21 protein-coding genes and 5 pseudogenes are annotated in these 24,954 nt (G+C 58.7%); 22 read left to right on the forward strand and 4 right to left on the reverse strand.

The window, feature by feature from the left end; all coding sequences use genetic code 11:
• The first annotated feature begins 205 nt into the window (after window positions 1–205).
• The 5 genes and pseudogenes from HWQ15_RS10185 to HWQ15_RS10205 form a co-directional block, all read left to right on the forward strand.
• Window positions 206–903 (forward strand): IS1 family transposase gene (locus HWQ15_RS10185; RefSeq protein WP_223862015.1). Its coding sequence is split into 2 segments (ribosomal slippage): window positions 206–455 and window positions 455–903, totalling 699 coding nucleotides; the frame shifts between segments, so codons are not numbered across the junction.
• A 158-nt stretch (window positions 904–1,061) separates the two neighbouring features.
• Window positions 1,062–2,144 (forward strand): DNA-binding transcriptional repressor LacI, encoded by a 1,083-nt coding sequence (lacI, locus tag HWQ15_RS10190; protein WP_016809493.1) that lies wholly within the window; start codon window positions 1,062–1,064, stop codon window positions 2,142–2,144.
• A gap of 121 nt (window positions 2,145–2,265) precedes the next feature.
• Window positions 2,266–5,340 carry a beta-galactosidase gene (gene lacZ / locus HWQ15_RS10195; RefSeq protein WP_049134064.1) on the forward strand — a complete coding sequence of 1,025 codons (3,075 nt, stop codon included), beginning with the start codon at window positions 2,266–2,268 and terminating at the stop codon, window positions 5,338–5,340.
• Window positions 5,341–5,391: 51 nt separating this feature from the next.
• Window positions 5,392–6,645: a lactose permease gene (gene lacY / locus HWQ15_RS10200; RefSeq protein WP_015572119.1), complete on the forward strand. Its 1,254-nt coding sequence runs from the start codon at window positions 5,392–5,394 to the stop codon at window positions 6,643–6,645.
• Between the two features lie 65 nt (window positions 6,646–6,710).
• Window positions 6,711–6,851, forward strand: a pseudogene (locus HWQ15_RS10205) (maltose acetyltransferase domain-containing protein); the annotation flags it as partial.
• A gap of 14 nt (window positions 6,852–6,865) precedes the next feature.
• Here the strand turns inward: HWQ15_RS10205 and HWQ15_RS10210 are convergent.
• Window positions 6,866–7,563 (reverse strand): IS1 family transposase gene (locus tag HWQ15_RS10210; protein WP_094106546.1). Its coding sequence is split into 2 segments (ribosomal slippage): window positions 6,866–7,314 and window positions 7,314–7,563, totalling 699 coding nucleotides; the frame shifts between segments, so codons are not numbered across the junction.
• Between the two features lie 113 nt (window positions 7,564–7,676).
• Window positions 7,677–8,072 (reverse strand): annotated as a pseudogene (locus tag HWQ15_RS10215) (excinuclease ABC subunit A); the annotation flags it as partial.
• A 1-nt stretch (window position 8,073) separates the two neighbouring features.
• On the opposite strand from HWQ15_RS10215, the pseudogene HWQ15_RS10220 reads away from it, so the two are divergent.
• Window positions 8,074–8,837, forward strand: a pseudogene (locus HWQ15_RS10220) (IS3 family transposase); the annotation flags it as partial.
• 163 nt (window positions 8,838–9,000) lie between these two features.
• On the opposite strand, the pseudogene HWQ15_RS10225 reads toward HWQ15_RS10220, so the two are convergent.
• A pseudogene (locus tag HWQ15_RS10225) lies at window positions 9,001–9,117 on the reverse strand (transposase domain-containing protein); the annotation flags it as partial.
• A complete protein-coding gene (locus tag HWQ15_RS10230; RefSeq protein ID WP_039185905.1) occupies window positions 9,062–9,325 on the reverse strand; it encodes a transposase in 264 nt (87 codons plus the stop codon). The gene HWQ15_RS10230 and the pseudogene HWQ15_RS10225, both read right to left, overlap by 56 nt.
• Window positions 9,326–9,339: 14 nt before the next feature.
• Here HWQ15_RS10230 and HWQ15_RS10235 point away from each other — a divergent pair, with 14 nt between their 5' ends.
• The 16 genes and pseudogenes from HWQ15_RS10235 to HWQ15_RS10310 all read left to right on the forward strand — a co-directional run bounded on the left by HWQ15_RS10235 (window position 9,340) and on the right by HWQ15_RS10310 (window position 24,906).
• Window positions 9,340–9,603 (forward strand): hypothetical protein, encoded by a 264-nt coding sequence (locus HWQ15_RS10235; RefSeq protein ID WP_063850423.1) that lies wholly within the window; start codon window positions 9,340–9,342, stop codon window positions 9,601–9,603.
• 228 nt (window positions 9,604–9,831) lie between these two features.
• A complete protein-coding gene (locus HWQ15_RS23120; protein WP_000643630.1) occupies window positions 9,832–10,113 on the forward strand; it encodes a helix-turn-helix domain-containing protein in 282 nt (93 codons plus the stop codon).
• A gap of 34 nt (window positions 10,114–10,147) precedes the next feature.
• Window positions 10,148–10,717, forward strand: a complete 570-nt coding sequence (gene hsp20 / locus HWQ15_RS10245) for a small heat shock protein sHSP20 (RefSeq protein ID WP_000350435.1) — start codon at window positions 10,148–10,150, stop codon at window positions 10,715–10,717.
• A gap of 105 nt (window positions 10,718–10,822) precedes the next feature.
• Complete coding sequence (gene clpK, locus HWQ15_RS10250) at window positions 10,823–13,672, forward strand: heat shock survival AAA family ATPase ClpK (RefSeq protein ID WP_019077723.1); 2,850 nt, start codon at window positions 10,823–10,825, stop codon at window positions 13,670–13,672.
• Complete coding sequence (locus HWQ15_RS10255) at window positions 13,672–13,863, forward strand: hypothetical protein (protein ID WP_039185901.1); 192 nt, start codon at window positions 13,672–13,674, stop codon at window positions 13,861–13,863. Before clpK ends, HWQ15_RS10255 begins: the two co-directional genes overlap by 1 nt.
• Window positions 13,864–13,923: 60 nt before the next feature.
• Window positions 13,924–15,741: an ATP-dependent zinc metalloprotease FtsH gene (gene ftsH / locus HWQ15_RS10260; RefSeq protein ID WP_063850424.1), complete on the forward strand. Its 1,818-nt coding sequence runs from the start codon at window positions 13,924–13,926 to the stop codon at window positions 15,739–15,741.
• An 87-nt stretch (window positions 15,742–15,828) separates the two neighbouring features.
• Window positions 15,829–16,287, forward strand: coding sequence for a small heat shock protein sHSP20-GI (hsp20-GI, locus tag HWQ15_RS10265; RefSeq protein ID WP_063850428.1), 459 nt, complete (start codon window positions 15,829–15,831; stop codon window positions 16,285–16,287).
• A 22-nt stretch (window positions 16,288–16,309) separates the two neighbouring features.
• The gene (gene yfdX1, locus HWQ15_RS10270; protein WP_057631349.1) at window positions 16,310–17,224 is read left to right on the forward strand and encodes a heat resistance protein YfdX1; all 915 of its coding nucleotides are present in this window, start codon (window positions 16,310–16,312) and stop codon (window positions 17,222–17,224) included.
• A gap of 102 nt (window positions 17,225–17,326) precedes the next feature.
• Entirely contained in the window at window positions 17,327–18,214 is an 888-nt protein-coding gene (gene yfdX2 / locus HWQ15_RS10275; RefSeq protein WP_016154558.1) for a heat resistance protein YfdX2, read from the forward strand.
• Window positions 18,215–18,303: 89 nt separating this feature from the next.
• On the forward strand, window positions 18,304–18,915 hold the full coding sequence (hdeD-GI, locus tag HWQ15_RS10280; protein ID WP_001090779.1) for a heat resistance membrane protein HdeD-GI: 612 nt from the start codon (window positions 18,304–18,306) through the stop codon (window positions 18,913–18,915).
• A gap of 79 nt (window positions 18,916–18,994) precedes the next feature.
• Complete coding sequence (locus HWQ15_RS10285; RefSeq protein WP_047363777.1) at window positions 18,995–20,140, forward strand: hypothetical protein; 1,146 nt, start codon at window positions 18,995–18,997, stop codon at window positions 20,138–20,140.
• Window positions 20,130–20,570 carry a heat resistance system thioredoxin Trx-GI gene (gene trx-GI / locus HWQ15_RS10290; protein ID WP_000786816.1) on the forward strand — a complete coding sequence of 147 codons (441 nt, stop codon included), beginning with the start codon at window positions 20,130–20,132 and terminating at the stop codon, window positions 20,568–20,570. The genes HWQ15_RS10285 and trx-GI overlap by 11 nt, the downstream gene beginning before the upstream one ends.
• A 3-nt stretch (window positions 20,571–20,573) precedes the next feature.
• A complete protein-coding gene (kefB-GI, locus tag HWQ15_RS10295; protein ID WP_039185889.1) occupies window positions 20,574–22,289 on the forward strand; it encodes a heat resistance system K+/H+ antiporter KefB-GI in 1,716 nt (571 codons plus the stop codon).
• Window positions 22,286–22,783, forward strand: a complete 498-nt coding sequence (gene psiE-GI, locus HWQ15_RS10300; protein ID WP_016154556.1) for a heat resistance protein PsiE-GI — start codon at window positions 22,286–22,288, stop codon at window positions 22,781–22,783. The genes kefB-GI and psiE-GI overlap by 4 nt, the downstream gene beginning before the upstream one ends.
• Window positions 22,761–23,730 (forward strand): annotated as a pseudogene (locus HWQ15_RS10305) (zinc metalloprotease HtpX). The gene psiE-GI and the pseudogene HWQ15_RS10305 overlap by 23 nt, the downstream one beginning before the upstream one ends.
• A gap of 24 nt (window positions 23,731–23,754) precedes the next feature.
• Window positions 23,755–24,906 carry a S1C family serine protease gene (locus HWQ15_RS10310; protein WP_003847784.1) on the forward strand — a complete coding sequence of 384 codons (1,152 nt, stop codon included), beginning with the start codon at window positions 23,755–23,757 and terminating at the stop codon, window positions 24,904–24,906.
• Window positions 24,907–24,954 lie beyond the last annotated feature (48 nt).

Raw genomic sequence — 24,954 nt, forward strand, 5'->3', positions numbered from 1 at the left:
TTGCTTTGTGCGCGGAAAAACATGCCGGATGGCGGCTTCGCCTTATCTGGCCTGCGGGTTTTGTAGGCCCGGTAAGCGCAGCGCCACCGGGCAATGCCGGCCGCACGACCTCATCGGGAAGAGATACAGGAATAAATTTAAGGTAAGGTTGGTAATGCTGCCAACTTACTGATTTAGTGTATGATGGTGATTTTAAGGTGCTTGCGTGGCTTCCATTTCCATCAGATGTCCTTCCTGCTCCGCTACTGAAGGCGTGGTGCGTAACGGCAAAAGCACTGCCGGACATCAGCGCTATCTCTGCTCTCATTGCCGTAAAACATGGCAACTACAGTTCACTTACACCGCCTCTCAGCCCGGTACGCACCAGAAAATCATTGATATGGCCATGAATGGCGTCGGATGTCGCGCCAGTGCACGCATTATGGGCGTTGGCCTCAACACGGTTTTACGTCACTTAAAAAACTCAGGCCGCAGTCGGTAACCTCGCGCATACAACCGGGCAGTGATGTGATTGTCTGCGCTGAAATGGACGAACAGTGGGGCTACGTCGGTGCTAAATCACGTCAGCGCTGGCTGTTTTACGCGTATGACAGGATACGGAGGACGGTTGTGGCGCACGTCTTCGGTGAACGCACTCTGGCCACACTGGAGCGTCTTCTGAGCCTGCTGTCGGCCTTTGAGGTCGTGGTATGGATGACGGATGGCTGGCCGCTGTATGAATCCCGCCTGAAGGGAAAGCTGCACGTTATCAGCAAGCGTTACACTCAGCGCATTGAGCGACATAACCTGAATCTGAGACAACATCTGGCAAGGCTGGGACGGAAGTCACTGTCGTTCTCAAAATCGGTGGAGCTGCATGGCAAGGTCATCGGGCATTATCTGAACATAAAACACTATCAGTAAGTTGGAGTCATTACCATCAACACGTTGGTATCATTACCCACCTGTGAACTGACGTCGGCATTTTGAATCTCACTTCGGCGTGCCCCCTCCGAATGGCGCAAAACATTTCGTGGTATGGCATGATAGCACCCGAAGAGAGTCAATTCAGGGTGGTAAATGTGAAACCAGTAACGCTATACGATGTCGCAGAGTATGCCGGTGTCTCTTATCAGACCGTTTCCCGCGTGATGAACCAGGCCAGCCACGTCTCTGCGAAAACGCGGGAAAAGGTGGAAGCGGCGATGGCGCAGCTGAACTACATTCCCAACCGCGTGGCACAACAACTGGCGGGCAAACAGTCGTTGCTGATTGGCGTTGCTACCTCCAGTCTGGCCCTGCACGCGCCGTCGCAAATTGTCGCGGCGATTAAATCTCGCGCCGATCAACTGGGTGCCAGCGTGGTGGTGTCGATGGTAGAACGAAGCAGCGTCGAAGCCTGTAAAGCGGCGGTACATAACCTTCTCGCGCAACGCGTCAGTGGTCTGATCATTAACTATCCGCTGGATGACGAGGATGCCATTGCTGTGGAAGCTGCCTGCGCTAATGTTCCGGCCCTATTTCTTGATGTCTCTGACCAGACTCCCATCAACAGTATTATTTTTTCCCATGAAGACGGTACGCGACTGGGCGTGGAGCATCTGATCGCATTGGGTCACCAGCAAATCGCGTTGTTAGCCGGTCCATTAAGTTCTGTCTCGGCGCGTCTGCGTCTGGCGGACTGGCATAAATATCTCACACGCAATCAAATTCATCCGATAGCGGAACGGGAAGGCGACTGGAGTGCCATGTCCGGTTTTCAACAAACTATGCAAATGCTGAATGAGGGCATCGTTCCCACTGCGATGCTGGTTGCCAACGATCAGATGGCGCTGGGCGCAATGCGCGCTATTACCGAGTCCGGGCTGCGCGTTGGTGCGGATATCTCGGTAGTGGGATACGACGATACCGAAGACAGCTCGTGTTATATCCCGCCGTTAACCACCATCAAACAGGATTTTCGCCTGCTGGGGAAAACTAGCGTGGACCGCTTGCTGAAACTCTCTCAGGGCCAGGCGGTGAAGAGCAATCAGCTGTTGCCCGTCTCACTGGTGAAAAGAAAAACCACCCTACCGCCCAATACGCAAACCACCTCTCCCCGCACGTTGGCAGATTCCTTAATGCAGCTGGCACGACAAGTTTCCCGACTTGAAAGCGGGCAGTGAGCGCAACGCAATTAATGTGAGTCAGCTCACTCATTAGGCACCCCAGGCTTTACACTCTATGTGTCCGGCTCGTATGTTATGCGAAAATGTGAGCGGATAACAATTCACACAGGATACAACTATGACAATGATTACGGATTCACTGGCCGTCGTATTACAACGTCGTGACTGGGAAAACCCTGGCGTTACCCAACTTAATCGCCTTGCGGCACATCCCCCTTTCGCCAGCTGGCGTAATAGCGAAGAGGCTCGCACCGATCGCCCTTCCCAAGAGTCGCGCAGCCTGAATGGTGAATGGCGCTTTGCCTGGTTTCCGGCACCAGAAGCGGTACCAGAAAGCTGGCTGGAGCGCGATCTTCCTGACGCCGATACTGTCATCGTCCCCTCAAACTGGCAGATGCACGGTTACGATGCGCCTATCTACACCAACGTGACCTATCCCATTGCGGTCAATCCGCCGTATGTTCCCACGGAGAATCCGACGGGTTGTTACTCGCTCACATTTAATATTGATGAAAGCTGGCTACAGGAAGGCCAGACGCGAATTATTTTTGATGGTGTTAACTCGGCGTTTCATTTGTGGTGCAACGGGCGCTGGGTCGGTTACGGACAGGACAGTCGTTTGCCGTCTGAATTTGACCTGAGCGCATTTTTACACGCCGGAGAAAACCGCCTCGCGGTGATGGTGCTGCGCTGGAGTGACGGCAGTTATCTGGAAGATCAGGATATGTGGCGGATGAGCGGCATTTTCCGTGACGTCTCGTTGCTGCATAAACCGACCACGCAAATCAGCGATTTACATGTAGCCACTCACTTTAATGATGATTTCAGCCGCGCTGTACTGGAGGCAGACGTTCAGATGTACGGCGAGCTGCGCGATGAGCTGCGGGTGACGGTTTCTTTGTGGCAGGGTGAAACGCAGGTCGCCAGCGGCACCGCGCCTTTCGGCGGTGAAATTATCGATGAGCGTGGTGGTTATGCCGATCACGTCACCCTACGTCTGAACGTCGAAAACCCGAAACTGTGGAGCGCCGAAATCCCGAATCTCTATCGTGCAGTGGTTGAACTGCACACCGCCGACGGCACGCTGATTGAAGCAGAAGCCTGCGATGTCGGTTTCCGCGAGGTGCGGATTGAAAATGGTCTGCTGCTGCTGAACGGCAAGCCGTTGCTGATTCGCGGCGTTAACCGTCACGAGCATCATCCTCTGCATGGTCAGGTCATGGATGAGCAGACGATGGTGCAGGATATCCTGCTGATGAAGCAGAACAACTTTAACGCCGTGCGCTGTTCGCATTATCCGAACCATCCGCTGTGGTACACGCTGTGCGACCGCTACGGCCTGTATGTGGTGGATGAAGCCAACATTGAAACCCACGGCATGGTGCCAATGAATCGTCTGACCGATGATCCGCGCTGGCTACCCGCGATGAGCGAACGCGTAACGCGAATGGTGCAGCGCGATCGTAATCACCCGAGTGTGATCATCTGGTCGCTGGGGAATGAATCAGGCCACGGCGCTAATCACGACGCACTCTATCGCTGGATCAAATCTGTCGATCCTTCCCGCCCGGTACAGTATGAAGGCGGCGGAGCCGACACCTTCGCAACCGATATTATTTGCCCGATGTACGCGCGCGTGGATGAAGACCAGCCCTTCCCGGCTGTGCCGAAATGGTCCATCAAAAAATGGCTTTCGTTGCCTGGAGAGACGCGCCCGCTGATCCTTTGCGAATACGCCCACGCGATGGGTAACAGTCTTGGCGGCTTCGCTAAATACTGGCAGGCGTTTCGTCAGTACCCCCGTTTACAGGGCGGCTTCGTCTGGGACTGGGTGGATCAGTCGCTGATTAAATATGATGAAAATGGCAATCCGTGGTCGGCTTACGGCGGTGATTTTGGCGATACGCCGAATGATCGCCAGTTCTGCATGAACGGTCTGGTCTTTGCCGACCGCACGCCGCATCCGGCGCTGACGGAAGCAAAACACCAGCAGCAGTTTTTCCAGTTCAGTTTATCCGGGCAAACCATCGAAGTGACCAGCGAATACCTGTTCCGTCATAGCGATAACGAGCTCCTGCACTGGATGGTGGCGCTGGATGGCAAGCCGCTGGCAAGCGGTGAAGTGCCTCTGGATGTCGCTCCACAAGGTAAACAGTTGATTGAACTGCCTGGACTACCGCAGCCGAAGAGCGCCGGACAACTCTGGCTAACGGTTCACGTAGTGCAACCGAACGCGACCACATGGTCAGCAGCCGGACACATCAGCGCCTGGCAGCAGTGGCGTCTGGCGGAAAACCTCAGCGTGACACTCCCCTCCGCGCCCCACGCCATCCCGCAACTGACCACCAGCGAAACGGATTTTTGCATCGAGCTGGATAATAAGCGTTGGCAATTTAACCGCCAGTCAGGCTTTCTTTCACAGATGTGGATTGGCGATAAAAAACAACTGCTGACGCCGCTGCGCGATCAGTTCACCCGCGCACCGCTGGATAACGACATTGGCGTAAGTGAAGCGACCCGCATTGACCCTAACGCCTGGGTCGAACGCTGGAAGGCGGCGGGCCATTACCAGGCCGAAGCAGCGTTGTTGCAGTGCACGGCAGATACGCTTGCCGACGCGGTGTTGATTACCACGGTCCACGCGTGGCAGCATCAGGGGAAAACCTTATTTATCAGCCGGAAAACCTACCGGATTGATGGAAGTGGTCAAATGGCGATTACCGTTGATGTTGAAGTGGCGAGCAATACGCCACATCCGGCGCGGATTGGCCTGACCTGCCAGCTGGCGCAGGTAGCAGAGCGGGTAAACTGGCTCGGATTAGGGCCGCAAGAAAACTATCCCGACCGCCTTACTGCGGCCTGTTTTGACCGCTGGGATCTGCCATTGTCAGACATGTATACCCCGTACGTCTTCCCGAGCGAAAACGGTCTGCGCTGCGGGACGCGCGAATTGAATTATGGCCCACACCAGTGGCGCGGCGACTTCCAGTTCAACATCAGCCGCTACAGTCAACAGCAACTGATGGAAACCAGCCATCGCCATCTGCTGCACGCGGAAGAAGGCACATGGCTGAATATCGACGGTTTCCATATGGGGATTGGTGGCGACGACTCCTGGAGCCCGTCAGTGTCGGCGGAATTCCAGCTTAGCGCCGGTAGCTACCATTACCAGTTGCTCTGGTGTCAAAAATAATAATAACCGGGCAGGCCATGTCTGCCCGTATTTCGCGTAAGGAAATCCATTATGTACTATTTAAAAAACACAAACTTTTGGATGTTCGGTTTATTCTTTTTCTTTTACTTTTTTATCATGGGAGCCTACTTCCCGTTTTTCCCGATTTGGCTACATGACATCAACCATATCAGCAAAAGTGATACGGGTATTATTTTTGCCGCTATTTCTCTGTTCTCGCTATTATTCCAACCGCTGTTTGGTCTGCTTTCTGACAAACTCGGGCTGCGCAAATACCTGCTGTGGATTATTACCGGCATGTTAGTGATGTTTGCGCCGTTCTTTATTTTTATCTTCGGGCCACTGTTACAATACAACATTTTAGTAGGATCGATTGTTGGTGGTATTTATCTAGGCTTTTGTTTTAACGCCGGTGCGCCAGCAGTAGAGGCATTTATCGAGAAAGTCAGCCGTCGCAGTAATTTCGAATTTGGTCGAGCGCGGATGTTTGGCTGTGTTGGCTGGGCGCTGTGTGCCTCGATTGTCGGCATCATGTTCACCATCAATAATCAGTTTGTTTTCTGGCTGGGTTCTGGCTGTGCACTCATCCTCGCCGTTTTACTCTTTTTCGCCAAAACGGATGCGCCCTCTTCTGCCACGGTTGCCAATGCGGTAGGTGCCAACCATTCGGCATTTAGCCTTAAGCTGGCGCTGGAACTGTTCAGACAGCCAAAACTGTGGTTTTTGTCACTGTATGTTATTGGCGTTTCCTGCACCTACGATGTTTTTGACCAACAGTTTGCTAATTTCTTTACTTCGTTCTTTGCTACCGGTGAACAGGGTACGCGGGTATTTGGCTACGTAACGACAATGGGCGAATTACTTAACGCCTCGATTATGTTTTTTGCGCCACTGATCATTAATCGCATCGGTGGGAAAAACGCCCTGCTGCTGGCTGGCACTATTATGTCAGTACGTATTATTGGCTCATCGTTCGCTACCTCAGCACTGGAAGTGGTTATTCTGAAAACGCTGCATATGTTTGAAGTACCGTTCCTGCTGGTGGGCTGCTTTAAATATATTACCAGCCAGTTTGAAGTGCGTTTTTCAGCGACGATTTATCTGGTCTGTTTCTGCTTCTTTAAGCAACTGGCGATGGTTTTTATGTCTATTCTGGCGGGCAATATGTATGAAAGCATCGGTTTCCAGGGCGCTTACCTGGTGCTGGGTCTGGTGGCGCTGGGCTTCACCTTAATTTCCGTGTTCACGCTTAGCGGCCCCGGCCCACTTTCCCTGCTGCGTCGCCAGGTGAATGAAGTCGCTTAAGAAATTAATGTCGGATACGGCGCGAGCGCCTTATCCGACCAACTTATCAGGACGGAATGTTAAAAATGAACATGTCGATGACAGAAAAAATAAAAGCAGGCAAGCTATTTACCGATATGTGCGAAGGCTTACCTGAAAAAAGACTTCGTGGGAAAACATTAATGTATGAGTTCAATCACTCGCATCCATCAGAAGTTGAAAAAAGGGTAATGACTCCAACTTATTGATAGTGTTTTATGTTCAGATAATGCCCGATGACTTTGTCATGCAGCTCCACCGATTTTGAGAACGACAGTGACTTCCGTCCCAGCCTTGCCAGATGTTGTCTCAGATTCAGGTTATGTCGCTCAATGCGCTGAGTGTAACGCTTGCTGATAACGTGCAGCTTTCCCTTCAGGCGGGATTCATACAGCGGCCAGCCATCCGTCATCCATACCACGACCTCAAAGGCCGACAGCAGGCTCAGAAGACGCTCCAGTGTGGCCAGAGTGCGTTCACCGAAGACGTGCGCCACAACCGTCCTCCGTATCCTGTCATACGCGTAAAACAGCCAGCGCTGACGTGATTTAGCACCGACGTAGCCCCACTGTTCGTCCATTTCAGCGCAGACAATCACATCACTGCCCGGTTGTATGCGCGAGGTTACCGACTGCGGCCTGAGTTTTTTAAGTGACGTAAAACCGTGTTGAGGCCAACGCCCATAATGCGTGCACTGGCGCGACATCCGACGCCATTCATGGCCATATCAATGATTTTCTGGTGCGTACCGGGCTGAGAGGCGGTGTAAGTGAACTGTAGTTGCCATGTTTTACGGCAATGAGAGCAGAGATAGCGCTGATGTCCGGCAGTGCTTTTGCCGTTACGCACCACGCCTTCAGTAGCGGAGCAGGAAGGACATCTGATGGAAATGGAAGCCACGCAAGCACCTTAAAATCACCATCATACACTAAATCAGTAAGTTGGCAGCATTACCAGAGACGGCAGCTGATTAAAAAATAGCCTTAACGTACAATAATTTTCGATATCCAAACTGACCCCATATAACCCGGCGTCATTTTTTTCCTGACGGCTTCGCGCGTATCTTCCGGACTCAGTCCCGGGAAAACCGGTACCGTGGGGGTGTCTTCGGTAAAAAGGATCCGCTGACGGTCTTCCGCTGGCAGATTTTTCCAGGGAGTGTCGATGTCATACCCCAGCGTCACCAGAATATCCCGCAGATTCTGTCCGTGCCAGGCCGGGGGCCAGGAAGCAATAGCCCTTTCACGGATACTAAGTGAAGGATCGGGCACCATCAGTGTTTCAGTTACCTCATAGATATGGCCCAGACAATGGCAAGAAGGGCATGCCCCCTGCGGCGTGTTGGGAGAAAAATCCTCGGCATACAGCATCGGCTGTCCGGCAAGATAAGCGCCCGCCCGTGAGTACATAGACGGCAGGCGAGCTGTGTTACGCAGTCAGGTTCTGGAACTGCATAACATCAGCCATGGCTCTGCTGGCGCAAGAAGTATCGCCATCATGGCAACCCTGAGAGACTTCAAAATGGGACGCTGGCTTGCTGGCAGGCTCATGAAAGAACTGGGGCTGGTGAGTTGTCAGCAGCCTACCCACCGGTATAAACGTGGTGGTCATGAACACATCGTTATCCCGAATCACCTTGAGCGACAGTTCGCAGTGACAGAACCTACCAAGTGTGGTGTGGCGATGTGACGTATATCTGGACAGGTAAACGTTGGCCTTACCTCGCTGTTGTTCTCGATATGTTCGCAAGGAAACCGGTGGGCTGGGCAATGTCATTCTCGCCGGACAGCAAGCTGACCATCAAAGCGCTGTAAATGGCGTGGGAAGCTCGCGGTAAACCAGCCGGAGTGATGTTCCATAGTGACCAGGGTAGCCTCTATACAAGCAGGCAGTTCCGGCAGTTACTGTGGAGTTGCCGGATCGGGCAGAGTATGAGCCGACGTGGAAACTGTTGGGACAACAGCCCGATGGAACGCTTCTTCCGTAGTCTGAAAAACGAGTGGGTGCCGGTGACAGGTTATATAAACTTTAGCGAAGCTGCTCATGCGATCACAGACTATATCGTCGGGTATTACAGCTCGCTAAGGTCGCATGACTATAACGGTGGATTACCCCCAAACGAATCGGAAAACCGATACTGGAAAAACTCTAAAGCGGTGGCCAGTTTTAGTTGACCATATATGGACGCCCCGGGTGATGCAAGTACTAGTTCGATGCGGTTTGCGACCATATATCCGGCGTCGTTAGTAGGTTCAATGACCTGCGCCATGATGTTATCCGAGCCCTGTTTCCTAATCACTACACCGGTATTTGATTACCCAGGTCAACTTCAGGCTGTTACAGGGACGGCAACCGTGTCAGCACATCCTTGAGATAGGCATACGGATCGTGCCCATTATTACGGGCCGACTGGATCAAACTCATGATCGCAGCAGCGCGCTTGAGCATGCGAACCCACGCCGAGCATTTGAGAAGGCAACGGGATGAACGCTGGCTGGATAGCCGTGGTTTTGTGGGTAGGCAGCCGAATCCATTTGTGGTCGAGGTTGGCATTGAGGCTGTAGCCCAAGGCGATGTTTGCGATGGAGGCACCGGGTTCAGAACACTCCTGAATGACCTGAGCCTTGAAAGATTTGCTGTAGGTACGGCGCTGAGGGCGCATGGAAAATCCGCTTGATGGGCCATGGCCTTCGGAGGCGGTGTCGGGAAGGTGTGTTGGCCGGACGGATACTGTTGAACTACGTTGTCTGGGGCAACGGAAGTGTTTCGGCCCGACTCTGGAACGCGATCCGCAGCGACGACTGGGCAATTCCGCACGTTGGCCTGAGCAGCCTCGGGGAAATCGTCGTCTGGGCGCGCCCAGACGAGTTTCCGCCAAGGAACATGCAGACGAGCAAGGGGCTGCGGGCACTCGGCTACAACGAGAGGATCGGTGTTTGATCGAGGCGCCTGTGGCACACGCAGGCTGAGGAGCCAGGCGCTGTCCATTGCCTGATCAGGCCGCCCCCCTGTGCCTTGCCTGAGCAGTTGACCTGCATCAATGGGGCGGGAGAACGCTGCACATTGACTCTTGACTCTTGAAGTTTTTCATAGTAGGCCTAATATTACAAAGTATTGCAAGGATATCCTTGGCCGGAACCGCAAAGCGACGCGATTGGAGAGGGTGAGATGAAAGCGCACCTACAGGTGATTTTCACGCTCGATGAATTGGCTGCGTACTTGAAAGTCGGCAAGCGGACGCTTTATCGGCTCGCCGCACACGGGGAAATTCCGGCTTTCAAGGTGGGCGGGACGTGGCGGCTTCGTCAAAGTGAAATCGATCAGTGCATCAATGATCAGACCCGAGCCGGAGCAAAGAAGGAGGTGATGCGCAAGCGTGAACAGCAGAAGTCATCCGAGCAGCCCGTGTCGCCTGGGCGCACTGCCCGTCGCAGCAGGCAAAGGGCTTGAGTAACTCGTTTTCCAATTTTTCTGGAGGTATGACATGGACATCGATTTCAAGAAGTTGGCTCCCTGGAACTGGTTCAAGAACGAGCAGCAAGAGCAGCAGACCGCCTCCTCCCTGCCGGTGCAGCGCAATGACCTGCCAGCGGCGAGCGGGCCAGTCAGCCCGATCCTGCAACTGCATCGGGAAATCGACCGGCTGTTCGATGACGCATTCCGGGGCTTCGGTTTTCCGGCGTTGAACATGCCGCAGTGGCCATCCGATTGGTCGGGCATGCTGAAGCCGGCCCTGGACATCCAGGAAACCGACAAGCAGTACAAGATTGCCCTGGAAGTGCCCGGTGTCGAGGAGAAGGACATCCAGATCACCCTCGACAACGACGTGCTGATGGTGCGTGGCGAGAAGCGCCAGGAACAGGAGAAGAAGGAAGGTGGCTTCCACCGTGTGGAGCGCTCCTACGGCAGCTTTCAGCGTGCCTTGAACCTGCCTGACGACGCCAACCAGGATTCGATCAAGGCATCGTTCAAGAACGGGGTGCTCACGGTCACGATCGACAAGCGCGAGGTCAGCGCGCCGAAGCAGGGACGCTCGATCCCGATCAACGGCTGACGTCGCCGGCTCGTTCGTCACAAGAAAAACCCGGCCCGAGACGAGGTGTCGCGGCTCGCGATGCCTCGTCGCCTCAACCTTTTCAACCTTCTAAGGAGCATCAGCATGGCCAGAAAACAATGCCAGGTCTGCGGCCAACCCGCCACCGTGCGGGTGGAAGCCAATCTCAACGGTCGTCACAGCACCATGCTGTTGTGCGACGACCATTACCGGCAATTAGTGCGCCAGCAAAAGCGCACCGTTTCGCCGCTGGAAGCCTTGTTCGGTTCGCGCAGCGGCCTGTTCGAGGACTTCCTCGGCAGTGACTTCTTCCGCATCGGCGACGACGCGACGCCAGTTGCCGCCGATACCGATGACGTGGTCGATGCCTCGTTTGGCGAGCCCGCCGCCGCAGGTTCGGGTGCGCCGCGCCGTCGCGGCAGTGGGCTGGCCAGCCGCATCAGCGAACAGTCGGAAGCCTTGTTGCAGGAGGCCGCCAAACACGCTGCCGAATTTGGCCGCTCCGAGGTGGATACCGAACATCTGCTGCTGGCGCTGGCCGACAGCGACGTGGTCAAGACCATCCTGGGTCAGTTCAAGATCAAGGTCGATGACCTCAAGCGGCAGATCGAGTCTGAGGCCAAGCGCGGGGACAAGCCCTTCGAGGGCGAGATCGGCGTGTCGCCGCGCGTGAAGGATGCGCTCAGCCGCGCCTTCGTGGCCTCCAATGAACTCGGCCATTCTTATGTCGGTCCAGAGCATTTCCTGATCGGTCTGGCCGAGGAAGGCGAAGGGCTGGCCGCCAACCTGCTGCGCCGCTACGGCCTGACGCCGCAGGCGCTGCGCCAACAGGTCAGCAAGGTGGTCGGCAAGGGCGCCGAGGATGGACGCGCTGAGACGCCGACCAACACGCCAGAACTCGACAAGTACTCGCGCGACCTGACCAAGATGGCGCGCGACGGCAAGCTCGACCCGGTGATCGGCCGCGCGCAGGAGATCGAAACAACCATCGAGGTGCTGGCCCGGCGCAAGAAGAACAACCCGGTGCTGATCGGCGAGCCGGGTGTGGGCAAGACCGCCATCGTCGAAGGGCTGGCGCAGCGCATGGTGGCGGGTGAAGTGCCCGAGACCTTGCGCGACAAGCGCCTGGTGGAACTCAACATCAACGCCATGGTGGCCGGCGCCAAATATCGCGGCGAGTTCGAGGAGCGCGTGCAGAAGGTGCTGAAGGAGGTGACCGAGCACCAGGGCGAGCTGATTTTGTTCATCGACGAGGTGCACACCATCGTCGGTGCCGGCCAGGGCGGTGGCGAAGGCGGGCTGGACGTGGCCAACGTGTTCAAACCGATGATGGCGCGCGGTGAACTCAACCTGATCGGCGCCACGACGCTGAACGAGTACCAGAAATACATCGAGAAGGATGCCGCACTGGAGCGGCGCTTCCAGCCGGTGACGGTGCCCGAGCCGACGGTGGCCCAGGCCATCATGATTCTGCGCGGCCTGCGCGACACCTTCGAGGCGCACCACAAGGTCAGCATCTCCGAGGACGCGATCATCGCGGCGGCCGAGTTGTCCGACCGCTACATCACGGCGCGCTTCCTGCCGGACAAGGCGATCGACCTGCTCGACCAGGCGGCCGCGCGCGTCAAGCTGTCGGCCACGGCCCGGCCGGTGGCCGTGCAGGAGCTGGAGTCCGAACTGCACCAGCTGCGGCGTGAACAGGATTACGTGGCCGCGCGCAAGCAGTACGACCAGGCCGCCGAGCTCGGCAAGCGCATCGAAGCCAAGGAGGCCGAGCTCAAGAAGCTCGTCGAGAACTGGGAGCGGGAGCGGGCCTCCGGCAGTGCCGAGGTCAAGGCGGAACACGTGGCGCAGATCGTCTCGCGCCTGACCGGCATCCCGGTCAACGAGTTGACGGTGGAAGAGCGCGAAAAGCTGCTGCACTTGGAACAACGGCTGCACGAGCGCCTGGTGGGACAAGACGAGGCGGTCCGTGCCGTGGCCGATGCCGTGCGGCTGTCCCGCGCCGGCCTGCGCGAAGGCAGCAAACCGGTGGCTACCTTCCTGTTTCTGGGCCCGACCGGGGTGGGCAAGACCGAGCTCGCCAAGGCATTGGCCGAATCGATCTACGGCGATGAGCACGCCCTGTTGCGCATCGACATGTCGGAATATGGCGAACGCCATACCGTGGCGCGGCTAGTGGGCGCGCCTCCGGGCTATGTCGGTTACGACGAAGGCGGTCAGCTCACCGAGAAGGTGCGGCGCAAGCCCTACAGCGTGCTGCTGCTCGACGAGATCGAGAAGGCACACCCTGACGTCTACAACATCCTGCTGCAAGTGTTCGACGACGGTCGCCTCACCGACGGCAAGGGCCGGGTGGTGGATTTCACCAACACCATCATCATCGCCACGTCCAACCTGGGTTCGGACATCATCCAGCGACGGCTGAAGGCGCGTGGGGCGGCCGACGAGGAGTACGAAAAGACCAAGACCGAGGTCATGGACGTGCTGCGCGGCCACTTCCGGCCCGAGTTCCTCAACCGCATCGACGAGATCATCGTCTTCCATGCGCTGGGCAAGGAGGAGATCCGCCACATCGTCGGCCTGCAGCTCGATCGCGTGGCGCGCAGCGCCGCCAGCCAGGGCGTGACGCTCACTTTCGATCAGACGCTGATCGACCATTTCGCGGAAGAAGGCTACAAACCCGAGTTCGGTGCGCGTGAACTCAAGCGCCTGATCCGCAGCGAGCTGGAAACTGCGCTGGCGCGCGAGATGCTCGGTGGCAGCATCGGCAAGGGCGATCACGCCAGCGCACGCTGGGACGACAAGGCCGAACGCGTGGTGTTCGAACGCAAAGAGCTACCGCAGACCCCGGCCGAGCCGGAGCAGCCGGATGTCGCGAAGGCGACCGAGACGCCGCACGGCGACGCTGGCAAAGGCTCGCGCAAGAAGAAGTCGGCGAGCGACGCATCTTGATGGCGGGCGAGGCTGCCGTGTCCGACCCCATCGGCCTGGCATGGGCAGCCTCCCTGGCATCAATCGCGGTGGCGGTCGTGCCCGCGGGTCACGCGGTCGTCTACAAGCGTGATCCGCGGTCGGCCACGCCGTGGGGGCTGCTCATCAGCGGCGGCACTGCCCTCCCGCTCGCTGGCCATCCGTTTGCGTGACGGTGCGGCCCGTCTGTTCACCTGATCCTCTGGCAACTCGACTTTCGAGGAACAAGGCCCATGGAAAAAAAGAATCAATGGAATACCGGCTACTGGATCGTTGCCCTCCTGCTGTTGCTGAGTTTGCAGAGATACTGGCAGACGGCGAAAACCGTCGAGCCGGTGCCCTACAGCGAGTTCGAGAAGGCGCTGGACGAGGGGCGCGTGGCCGAAGTGCTGGTGTCGGATCGTACGGTGACCGGGCGCCTGAAGTCGCCGGACAGCCGGGGCAAGACGACGATCGTGGCAACGAGGGTCGAACCCGATCTTGCCGATCGCCTGTCGAAGTACGACGTGCCCTATGCCCGCGTGTTGGAGAGCACCTGGCTGCGCGATGTGCTGTCGTGGATCCTGTCAGCGGTATCCTTCTTTGGCGTCTGGTTCTTCCTGTTCCGCCGCTTCGCCGAGAAGCAGGGCATGGGCGGGTTTCTCAACATCGGTAAGAGCCGCGTCAAGGTGTTCGTGGAAAAGAACACCGGTGTGACGTTCGCCTATGTGGCGGGGGGGGATGAGGCCAAGGCGGAGCTGGTCGAGATCGTCGATTTCCTGAAGAATCCGCAGGACTATGGCCGTCTCGGGGCGCGCATTCCCAAGGGCGTGTTGCTGGTCGGCCCACCGGGCACCGGCAAGACATTGCTGACCAAGGCTGTTGCCGGCGAGGCGGCGGTGCCCTTCTTCTCCATCTCCGGATCAGAGTTTGTCGAGATGTTCGTCGGCGTGGGTGCGGCCCGTGTGCGCGACCTGTTCGAGCAGGCCCGAGGGCAGGCGCCGGCCATCATCTTCATCGACGAGCTCGATGCGCTGGGCCGCGCGCGCGGCGTCGGCGGCCCCATCGGCGGTCACGACGAGCGCGAGCAGACCCTCAACCAGCTGCTCACGGAGATGGACGGCTTCGACAGCTCGGTCGGGCTGATCATCCTCGCCGCCACCAACCGCCCCGAAATCCTCGACCAGGCGCTGCTGCGTGCCGGCCGCTTCGACCGCCAGGTGCTGGTGGACCGGCCCGACAAGAAGGGGCGGCTGGACATCCTGAAGGTTCATGTCAAGAAGGTGACGCTGGCCCAGGATGTAGACCTCGAACAGGTAGCCGCACTGACCACGGGCTTTTCCGGCGCGGACCTCGCCAATCTGGTCAACGAGGCGGCGCTGGCGGCGAGGAGACGCCGTGCGTCCGCCGTGGAATTGCAGGACTTCACCGCGACCATCGAGCGCATCGTGGCGGGCCTGGAAAAGAAGAGCCGCGTGCTCAATCCCAAGGAGCGGGAAACCGTGGCCCATCACGAGATGGGCCATGCGCTGGTGGCGCTGGCGCTGCCCGAAACCGACCCCGTACACAAGATCTCGATCATCCCGCGCGGCATCGGCGCGCTGGGCTACACCTTGCAGCGCCCCACCGAAGACCGCTTCCTGATGACGCGTACCGATCTCGAGCACAAGATCGTCGTACTGCTGGGCGGGCGTGCCGCCGAAAAGCTGGTGTTCGGCGAGTTGTCTACCGGGGCGGCGGACGATCTGGCGCGAGCCACCGACATCGCCCGCGACATGATCACCCGCTTTGGCATGGACGAGGGCCTGGGCTACATCGCCTTCGAGGCGCAGCGGCCCCGCTTTGTCGATACACCGGAACTGGCCCACGGCGGTTGCCGGGTGGCCGAATCGACCCAGGCGCGCATCGATCAGGCTATCCGCGACATCGTGATGGGCGTGTTCGAGCACGCCTACCGGATTCTCGACATCAACCGCGCGGTGCTGGAGCGCTGTGCGCGCGAGCTGCTGGCGCGGGAAACGCTCGACGAAAGCGATATCCGTCAATTGACTCAAGGACTTGTTCGGAACTGAAAACAGTAGTAGGTGCCATTCAGAGTAAACCGACGGCTCTGTTCAGTGCGTCATCCAATTCGTCGGCATTGTTCAAGGAGAACCGATATGTCTGCATTGACTCCGTGGGACCCCTTCCGGGAACTGGATGAATTGCAAAACCGCCTGGCGACGATGTTCGGACGAATACCCCAGCGACAGGGCGCCCGTACCGGCAACGAAGCCATGACCACGGCGGACTGGGCACCAATGGCGGACATCAGCGAGGATGAGAACGCATTCCTCCTCAAGCTGGATCTGCCGGAGGTCCCCAAGGATGCCGTGCGCGTCAGCGCGGAAAACGGTGTGCTCACCATCAGCGGCGAGCGCAAACTGGAAAAAGAGGAGCCGGGCAAGAAGTTCCACCGCATCGAACGTGCGTATGGCCGCTTTGTGCGCAGCTTTGTCTTGCCTGACAACGTTGATCCGACCAAGGTGACGGCTTCCATGAAAGACGGCGTGCTGGAAGTGCGGCTTGTCAAGGCCGAGCAAGCCAAACCGAAACAGATTGAAATCTCAGTCAACTAACTTCAACCAAGAGCCCAAGATCATGAATATCAAACAGCCACAATACACCTTCTCCGCACTTGCCCTGGCGGTCGTCGTCGGACTGAGCGGACCGGCTCTGGCCCAATCGGCGGCAGGTTCTAGCCCAGGTGCTGCAGCACCCTCTGCCGCATCCAAGGCGGCACAGCCACAGGTAGATGACAAGGCCGCCCGGGAAGCCGATAAAAAGCGTGCCGAGCTCACTCAAGACGCCATCACGGCGCTCACCAAGACCCAGGAGGCTTTGACCCTCCTTGATGCAAAGAAGACCAAGGAGGCGCTTGCTGCGCTGGAACTGGCCAGCGGAAAGCTGGAACTGGTATTGGCACGCGACGCCAAACTTGCTTTAGCGCCGGTCGATGTACGCGTCATCACCCACGATATCCACGCCAACGTGGAATCGGTAAAGAAAGCGGTCAAGTTGTCTCGGGAGTTGTTGGGTGATGGCGAGGTGCAAAAGGCCCGGCCCATCGTTGCCAATCTGGCCAGCGAAATCGTAATCCAAACCGACAACCTTCCGATGGCAACGTACCCGGCAGCGATCAAGTCGGCCGTACGGCTCATCGACAGCGGCGAGATCGACAACGCCAAAGCGGAACTCGCCCGAGCACTGAACACGCTGGTGGTGACCTCGGTCGCCTTTCCTCTGCCCGTGCTACGGGCCGAAGCCGCGATGGCAAAAGCTGAAAAGCTGGCCGAGACCGACAGGCGCGATGCCAAGCAGAACGAGGAGCTCAGCACCTTGCTGTCGTCCGTGCGCACGGAGATCGAGATGGCGCAGATCCTGGGTTATGGCAAGAAGGCGGACTTCAAACCCATCTTCGATCAGGTGAAGTCCATTGAGCAAAAGTCGGCTGGTGGCAAAAGCGGCAAGGGATGGTTCGACGAGTTGAAGACGCGCATCCAAAAGCTGTTTTGAGGTGATGAAGGGGCTGACTGCTCTGTCGGTCAGTCTCGCGATGTTCGCATTCAGCCCCAATAGATTCGCCTATTTTCACTATCTCATACGAGGCATATCACCATGAATGAGCAAACACCGAATCCCAATGCGACGAACGAAGGAATAAACGAACAGGCCGCGGTAAGCAGCCTTCCTGTCAGTCCAGAGTCCAAGCCTGAAGTCGTCACGGAGGTACAGCCTGAGGTTCAGAAAGAAACGGACTCGCAGGCGGCAGACAAACGTAAACAAGTCCTCGATGAGGCAGTCTCGGCCTTGTCGCTGACCAAATCAGCGCTGGCCGCACTTGACGGCAAGGACACTGCACGCGCATTGGCAACGCTGGCCGAAGTGACGGGAAAGCTGGAGCTGATCGTCGCGCGCGAACCCACGCTCGCCCTGGCCGGCGTTGATGTGCGCACCATCGTGCACGACTTGTTCGCCAACACGGAAACCATTGAGGCGATGACCGACGAGGCGCTGGATGCCCTCAAACATGGCGAGGTGCAACAGGCTCGCCACGTGCTGGCTTTGCTGGCCAGTGAAATCGTGATCACGGTCACCAACATCCCTTTGGCGTCCTATCCCGCAGCCGTGAAGGCAGTCGTGCCGCTGATCGATCAGGGCAAGATCGAAGAAGCCAAAGCCGCGCTGCAGTCAGCGCTCAGCACGCTGGTCGAGGAGCGCAGCGTGCTTCCGCTGCCCGTCCTGCGTGCGAAGCTGCTCCTGAAGCGCGCCGAGCCCCTGGTAGAAGATGGTCAGCGCAGCGAAGCATCCAATGAGCGCCTGGAGACATTGTTGAACGAAGCCCGGCAGCAGTTGGAAATGGCAGAACTGCTGGGCTATGGAAAAAGGAAGGACTTTGAGCCCCTGTACGCTGAACTCAAGAAAATCAAGGAAAAGACGGGAGGGGGAGGCTGCGGAAAAGGCTGGCTCGATGAAGTCAAGGCAAAACTGTCCAAGTTGTTCTGAAACCGCTGGAGAGGGGGCGCATAGCGCCCCCTCTCTTGTCCCATGAGTGTTTGATTTTTTATTTTGTATAGATCTTTAGGAGATATTGCATGAACACAGACACCATCGCCAATTCCAATGCGGATGACCCCACCAAAGCACTGTGTTCGCTGAGCCAAAATTGGTGGCTTTTTGTGCTGCGCGGTGTCTTGGCATTGATTTTTGCAGCCCTCGCGTTCTGGATGCCACAATCGGCTCTGTTGGCCATGACCATCATGTTCGGCGCATTTTCCTTGGTCAATGGCGCGTTCAACTTGTTTGCAGCGGTGCGCCATATCCAGAAAAAAGAGCGCTGGGGCTGGCTGCTGTTCAGCGGCATTGTCGGCATACTTACGGGCGTCGTCGTCCTGGTTGCTCCTTGGGTCGCCACGATAGTCTTGGCTTCTTTTTTATGGGCTAGCGTGGGCTTCTGGGCGATTTTCACCGGTGTGCTGGAGATATCCGCCGCCGTTCGGCTGCGTCGGGAAATCAAGGGTGAAATCTGGCTTGCCCTCAGTGGACTGCTCTCGATTATCCTTGGTGCTATCGTCTTGTGGATATTTTTTACCCGTCCGGTCGAGTCATTCGTGGCCGCAGGCTGGCTGTTGGGTTTCCATGCGGCAGTCTATGGCGTCACGCTTTTGTTCTTGAGTTGGAGTCTTCGCAAAACGCGCCTGGGGTAAGAGCGTGCCAAACCAAAATCTATGGATATGAGCATCCTCGATTCATGCCTCCATAGAAATGACATCGAAGGAGTCATACATGCAGATACAATATAGCTATCGAGCTATCGACAAAGAGTTTCATGAACCTTGGCAGAGAGCTTTGGGAAATGTGATCGAGCACGCCCTCAAGCCATTGCTCGACAAACACACTAAAGATTCAGCGCGACTTCAAATCGTCCTTGATCGCGACAAGATCAAGCGGCAATTTCTGGCCAGTGGCTATATGCACCTGCCCGGCAAAAAGATTGTCAGCGTTACTGCATCACATAACGAGCTGACGCCCCTCGCGCAGATGCTCGCACAGTCGTTGTTCCGTCAGGCCAAGAAGCATTTTGACCGACTGCATGCTCAGGATCAAATCAAGCGCAAAGCACGACGCGAGCGCTTGCGCGAGCTCAAGGTGCGGATTGCCGCAAAACCCGCATCAGCCGCCCATGAGGCCGAGGTGACCCGAATGCCTCTACTGTCGAAACTTGAGGCTGTCGCAAGGCGTGAGCTGGCTTATCTGCGGGCCGTCGGCGATTTACCGCGCGATTATCCGACGCTGCGCGACGTGGTGGATGAAGCGATTGTCCGAGCTAAGGTGGAATGGCAATCCGTGCCGGGGGAAAAAGAGGCTTACACCGGTCTTTTGAAGCATCTGTTCGCCGTCCTGGATAACGAAGTGGCAAGCAGCCGGCAATTTGGCGAATCCGTTTCTCTGGACGCGCCGGTCGAACCGGATGCCCAAGACGTGGCCGAGGCCATGGTGGAAGAGGAAATCTTCGAATTTTATCAGCACGATGACACACTCAAGCTGGCCGATATTTTCGCTGGCAGTCAGCATCCCGATGTCGCAACGATCGCGGAACAGGAGGAGCTGATTGATCGGTCGAGCGAGTTCGCTTTTGCATTTGACCTGCTGAAGGACATGCCGCGTTTGTGGCGGCGCATTTTTCTGCTTATCCGTGTGGACGGGCTGAATGCCAGCAGCGTCTCTGAAATCCTGCTGATTCCTAGTAAGGAAGATGCTGTCCGAAGGTGGCTCATGCAGGCCGAAGCATTCATCGCTGCTCATCTGGAAGAGGCCGGAGTAAGCAAAAACGGGAACGATTGGCTCCAAGGCGTTGATTGGTCGGCATTGTCTGTGACCCGAAACGAGGCAGCCTCACTGTGGTCCAAGGAGGCGAACCATGAAGAATGATCTTCACCTTGTCTGCCCGCATTGCCAGTCCATCAACCGCGTACCGACTGCGAAGCTATCGGAACATCCCAACTGTGGCCGCTGCCAGCAGCCCTTGTTCACGGGCGAGCCCATCGAGTTGACCACGGCGACGTTCTCGCGCCACGTGGAGCGCAGCGATCTGCCGCTGCTGGTCGATTTCTGGGCGCCATGGTGCGGGCCGTGCAAGATGATGGCGCCACAGTTCCAGCAAGCGGCGCACCAGCTCGAACCGAGGATCCGGCTGGCGAAGGTGAATACCGAGGCTGAGCCCCACCTGGCCACGCAGTTCGGTATCCGCAGCATCCCGACGCTTGCCCTGTTCCAGGGTGGGCGGGAGATCGCCCGTCAGGCCGGCGTGATGGGCGCGCAGGACATCGTGCGCTGGACGTCGACGCAAGTGGGACGCTGACCGATGCAGGGCTTGCTCGGCACTACACTAATCCTGCTGGCAGCTTGCAGCCTGGCGGCGATGGCGACGGCGGCGTTCAGAGTGCCCGCCTTGCTGGGGTATCTCTCTGTCGGCGTTGTACTGGGCCCCTCAGTCATCGGCGTGATCGCGCCGGGGGAGACGCTGAGCTTTCTGTCCGAGCTGGGCGTGGCGCTGCTGTTGTTCATGGTCGGACTGGAATTCTCCCTCGGAGACTTCTGGCTCGCCCGCAGGACGGTGCTGATGGCGGGCGCTCTGCAGATGATCGCCGTGGCCCCGCCGCTGATCCTGCTATTGATGTGGCTGGGGCAGCCCGGCCAGAGCGCCGCGCTGCTCGGCACTGCGGCGGCCATGTCGTCCACGGCGCTGGTCAGCCGACAACTGGCCGACCAAGGCGAGCTCACCACCCGCCACGGACGCAGTGCCATCGCCGTGCTGGTCTTTCAGGACCTGGCCAGCGTGCCCCTGCTGGCCTTGCTGGCGATCTGGGCGCGCGGCGAGTCGCCGAAGATCGAGCATGTGCTGCTCGAAGTATTCGGTGTGCTGCTGCTGTTCGCGGCAGCGGCCCTCGCCTCGCGCCGTCTGTTGCATGGCCTGCTGGGCTGGGTGGCGCGGCGGGGCCACGAGGAATCGTTCGTGCTCGTCTCCTTGTGCGTGGTGGTGGCTGCCGCCGCCGCTGCGCACGCGGTCGGCGTATCCGCCGCCCTGGGGGCCTTCCTCGCCGGGATGGTGCTGGGCGAGAGCGACTTCCGGCACCACATGGAAAGCCACCTCAGGCCGTTTCGCGATGTGTTGTCGGGCGTGTTCTTCGTGACCATCGGCCTGCAACTGGACGCAGCACAGATTCTTTCGGCACCGCTGGCGGTGCTGGCGTGGCTGGTGGTGCTGGTACCGGTCAAGATCCTGCTCAATACGCTGGCCTTGCGGGCGACGCGCCTGTCCGCCCTCGATGCCTGGCGCACGGGCATAGCGTTGGGGCACGGCGGCGAGTTCGCCCTGCTGTTGTTGGGCACGGTCTTGCAGCAGCATCTGATCCCCGCGACCGTCGTCCAACCCATGCTGGTCGCGCTGGTGCTCAGCATGGCCCTGGCACCGCTACTGATCCGCCATCACGATGTACTTGCCCGGTTCTTGAGCCGCACCGGCGGCGTCATTCAGCCACCCCAGGCTGAAGAAGTCGAGATCGCCGCGCAGACGACGCGATATCGAGACCATGTCATCGTTTGCGGCGCGGGCGAGCTTGGCCTGACAGTCAGCGAGATTCTTCGCCACGCCGGCGTGGCGCATCTGCTGCTGGAGGCGGACGCGCAGAAGGTCGAGGCCGCGCGTGCCGCCGGCGCGCCGGTGTTCCATGGCGATGCCAGTCGGCCCGATACCTTGCTGGCTGCCGGCTTGACGCATGCGCACTTGGTGGTGCTGACGTTCGCCCATGCCCAGCAAGCGTTGCGCATCGCCCAGGCGATTGCCGAGCGCCGTCCGGCGCTGACCTTGTGGGTGTCATGCAGAAGTACGACCGCGGCCGATGCATTTCGCGCCATGCCCAACGTGCGCGTGTATCAGCAATCCTTTGCCGCAGCTATTGGGCTGGCGGAACAGGTGATGTCGACGCTTGGCATGTCGACCGAGCTGATTGAAGGACACATCAGCGCAATGCGCCGCCGTCTCGACAGCAGCCGTTTTCCAGGGAGTTCATCGTCATGAAATCAACACGCCTTAACCCATTTCAGGTCTTACGTGACCAATTGGCCATCATGAGTTTTTACGAGCGCTTCGAGCAGGTCGTCGCGCTCGTGCTGTCGGCGGTGATCGCCGTCATCATCGTGGTGTCGCTGTTCCAGCTCATCTCCATCGTCTTCACGCTGCTGGTTCTAGATGCCTTCAATCCCCTGGACCACGAGGTATTCCAGAGCGTGTTCGGCATGATCATGACGCTCTTGATCGCGATGGAGTTCAAGCATTCCATCGTGCGCGTGGCGCTGCGTCGGGACAGCATCATCCAGGTCAAGACGGTGGTCCTGATCGCGCTGATCGCACTCTCCCGCAAGTTCGTGATCCTCGACTCCGACGCGAGCCCCGCAAAGATAGCCGCGCTGGCAAGCGCCACGCTGGCTCTGGGTGCGACCTACTGGCTGCTGCGCAAGCGCGGCGACCGCGCCGCCGAGACCTCTGAGCATGACCCGTCATCATCCCAGTGATCCGCGCACGGCGCTCTTGCAACACCGCTGGCTCAACCGCCTGCAGACCGGGCTGTTGGTCCTGACCATGGTCGGGATCGCAGCCGCAGCAGGGAGACTGCCGTTTGGGGAAGGCTGCCTGTGGCTAGCGCTGTTTGCCGTTGCAGGTGCGTTGCTGCTGGAACCGGTAGCCGCGTCGGCGCTGAGCTTGCGCCTGTACCGCGTACGGGCCTTGCACCCGCAAGAAGCCCACAAGATGTGGGCCCTGTTGCGCGAGCTGCCCGCCCGTGCCGGTTTGCCCGCCACGCCGGTGCCGCACTATGTGCCCAGTGCCGTCGTCAACGCCTTCGCCACCGGATCGAAGCAGGAGGCATCGATCGCCCTCACCGATGGCCTGCCTGCTGCGCAGCCTGAGCCCACGCGAGCTGGCGGGTGTGCTCGTGCACGAGGTCGCGCACATCGCTAATGAGGATCTGCGTGTCATGGGGCTGGCGGATTCCGACAGTCGCCTCACGAGCCTACTGGCCCTGATGGGACAGATCGCGATCCTGCTCAGCCTGCCCGCGCAGCTGGTTGGCGCGGCGGAGGTCTATTGGCCTGGTCTATTGTTATTGGCCGCATCGCCCCAGCTGGCCCTGCTCGCACAGCTCGGCTTGTCTCGCGTGCGTGAGTTCGACGCTGACCGCCTTGCGGCGGAACTGACTGGCGACCCGCAGGGGCTGGCGTCCGCGCTGGCGAAAATCGAGCGGGTCAGCCGCTCCTGGCGTGCCTGGCTATGGCCGGGATGGGGCAATCCCGAGCCCTCCTGCTTGCGCACGCGTCCGGCAACGCAAGAGCGCATCGCACGCCTGCTGACGTTGGCGCCTGGGCCAGCATCAGCGTTGCCACTCCGCGCGCCCCATTTTTTGCCGGAATCCGCTTTGGCGACGCGCCCACCGCGCTGGCGCCCGAGCGGGCTGTGGCGCTGATTGCCCATCAACAGGAGACGTCTCATGGCCTATCTCGACCCGTACCAACGCCCCGCGCCGGACCGCTTCGTCCGGCGCGGGCTCTTCATCACCGCCTGCATTGCCGCGCTCATGCTGCTGTGGCAATTTCTGCCCGCCATCGAGGCATGGTTCAGTCCGCGCGAGGCAGCAGAACGCACCGTGATGGCGCGTGGCGATCTGGCGGCGGACGAGAAAACCACCATCGAACTGTTCGAAAAATCGCGCGCCTCGGTGGTCTACATCACCACCGCGCAATTAGTACGCGATGTCTGGACGCGCAACGTGTTCTCCGTGCCGCGCGGCACTGGCTCGGGCTTCATCTGGGACGACGCCGGCCACGTCGTCACCAACTTCCACGTCATCCAGGGCGCGTCCGAAGCCACCGTCAAACTGGCCGACGGCCGCGACTACCAGGCCGCGCTGGTGGGGACGAGCCCCGCGCACGACATCGCCGTGCTCAAGATCGGCGTCGGTTTCAAGCGCCCGCCGGCCGTGCCGGTCGGCACCAGTGCCGACCTCAAGGTGGGTCAGAAGGTGTTCGCTATCGGCAACCCCTTCGGCCTGGACTGGACGCTCACCACTGGTATCGTCTCCGCGCTCGACCGCTCGTTGCCGGGAGAAGCGGGCGGCCCGGCCATCGATCACCTGATCCAGACCGACGCCGCCATCAACCCCGGCAATTCCGGTGGCCCGCTGCTCGATTCGGCTGGGCGGCTGATCGGAATCAATACCGCCATCTACAGTCCGTCTGGCGCCTCGGCCGGCATAGGCTTTGCGGTGCCGGTCGATACCGTCATGCGCGTGGTGCCGCAACTCATAAAGACCGGCAAGTACATCCGTCCGGCGCTGGGCATCGAGGTGGATGAGCAGCTCAACGCGCGTCTGCAGGCGCTGACCGGCAGTAAGGGCGTATTCGTATTGCGCGTGACGCCGGGCTCGGCGGCGCACAGGGCCGGGCTCGTCGGCGTCGAGGTCACCGCAGGCGGCATCGTGCCCGGCGATCGCGTTATCAGCATCGACGGTATCGCCGTCGACGACGTCACCACATTACAGGCCCGGCTAGACGACAAGAACGTTGGAGATGTTGTGGTCTTGTTAGTGGAGCGGGCCGGCAAGACTCGCGAGATGCTTGTGGAACTACAACCGGGAGTTTGATGGAAAGTGGGTCATGGATCTGCACAGCGAAGCAGCCAAGCGACTTCA

The organism is Enterobacter sp. DSM 30060, assembly GCF_013375955.1.
GTDB lineage: Bacteria > Pseudomonadota > Gammaproteobacteria > Enterobacterales > Enterobacteriaceae > Enterobacter > Enterobacter intestinihominis.

What these genes read in the sequence shown, in the direction of transcription:
- lacZ (WP_049134064.1), top strand. Translation starts at nt 2,266, where the DNA reads ATGACAATGATTACGGATTCACTGGCCGTCGTATTACAACGTCGTGAC.
- lacY (WP_015572119.1), top strand. Translation starts at nt 5,392, where the DNA reads ATGTACTATTTAAAAAACACAAACTTTTGGATGTTCGGTTTATTCTTT.
- HWQ15_RS10230 (WP_039185905.1), bottom strand. Translation starts at nt 9,325, where the DNA reads ATGCGCCCTCAGCGCCGTACCTACAGCAAATCTTTCAAGGCTCAGGTC.
- HWQ15_RS10235 (WP_063850423.1), top strand. Translation starts at nt 9,340, where the DNA reads ATGGGCCATGGCCTTCGGAGGCGGTGTCGGGAAGGTGTGTTGGCCGGA.
- HWQ15_RS23120 (WP_000643630.1), top strand. Translation starts at nt 9,832, where the DNA reads ATGAAAGCGCACCTACAGGTGATTTTCACGCTCGATGAATTGGCTGCG.
- hsp20 (WP_000350435.1), top strand. Translation starts at nt 10,148, where the DNA reads ATGGACATCGATTTCAAGAAGTTGGCTCCCTGGAACTGGTTCAAGAAC.
- clpK (WP_019077723.1), top strand. Translation starts at nt 10,823, where the DNA reads ATGGCCAGAAAACAATGCCAGGTCTGCGGCCAACCCGCCACCGTGCGG.
- HWQ15_RS10255 (WP_039185901.1), top strand. Translation starts at nt 13,672, where the DNA reads ATGGCGGGCGAGGCTGCCGTGTCCGACCCCATCGGCCTGGCATGGGCA.
- ftsH (WP_063850424.1), top strand. Translation starts at nt 13,924, where the DNA reads ATGGAAAAAAAGAATCAATGGAATACCGGCTACTGGATCGTTGCCCTC.
- hsp20-GI (WP_063850428.1), top strand. Translation starts at nt 15,829, where the DNA reads ATGTCTGCATTGACTCCGTGGGACCCCTTCCGGGAACTGGATGAATTG.
- yfdX1 (WP_057631349.1), top strand. Translation starts at nt 16,310, where the DNA reads ATGAATATCAAACAGCCACAATACACCTTCTCCGCACTTGCCCTGGCG.
- yfdX2 (WP_016154558.1), top strand. Translation starts at nt 17,327, where the DNA reads ATGAATGAGCAAACACCGAATCCCAATGCGACGAACGAAGGAATAAAC.
- hdeD-GI (WP_001090779.1), top strand. Translation starts at nt 18,304, where the DNA reads ATGAACACAGACACCATCGCCAATTCCAATGCGGATGACCCCACCAAA.
- HWQ15_RS10285 (WP_047363777.1), top strand. Translation starts at nt 18,995, where the DNA reads ATGCAGATACAATATAGCTATCGAGCTATCGACAAAGAGTTTCATGAA.
- trx-GI (WP_000786816.1), top strand. Translation starts at nt 20,130, where the DNA reads ATGAAGAATGATCTTCACCTTGTCTGCCCGCATTGCCAGTCCATCAAC.
- kefB-GI (WP_039185889.1), top strand. Translation starts at nt 20,574, where the DNA reads ATGCAGGGCTTGCTCGGCACTACACTAATCCTGCTGGCAGCTTGCAGC.
- psiE-GI (WP_016154556.1), top strand. Translation starts at nt 22,286, where the DNA reads ATGAAATCAACACGCCTTAACCCATTTCAGGTCTTACGTGACCAATTG.
- HWQ15_RS10310 (WP_003847784.1), top strand. Translation starts at nt 23,755, where the DNA reads ATGGCCTATCTCGACCCGTACCAACGCCCCGCGCCGGACCGCTTCGTC.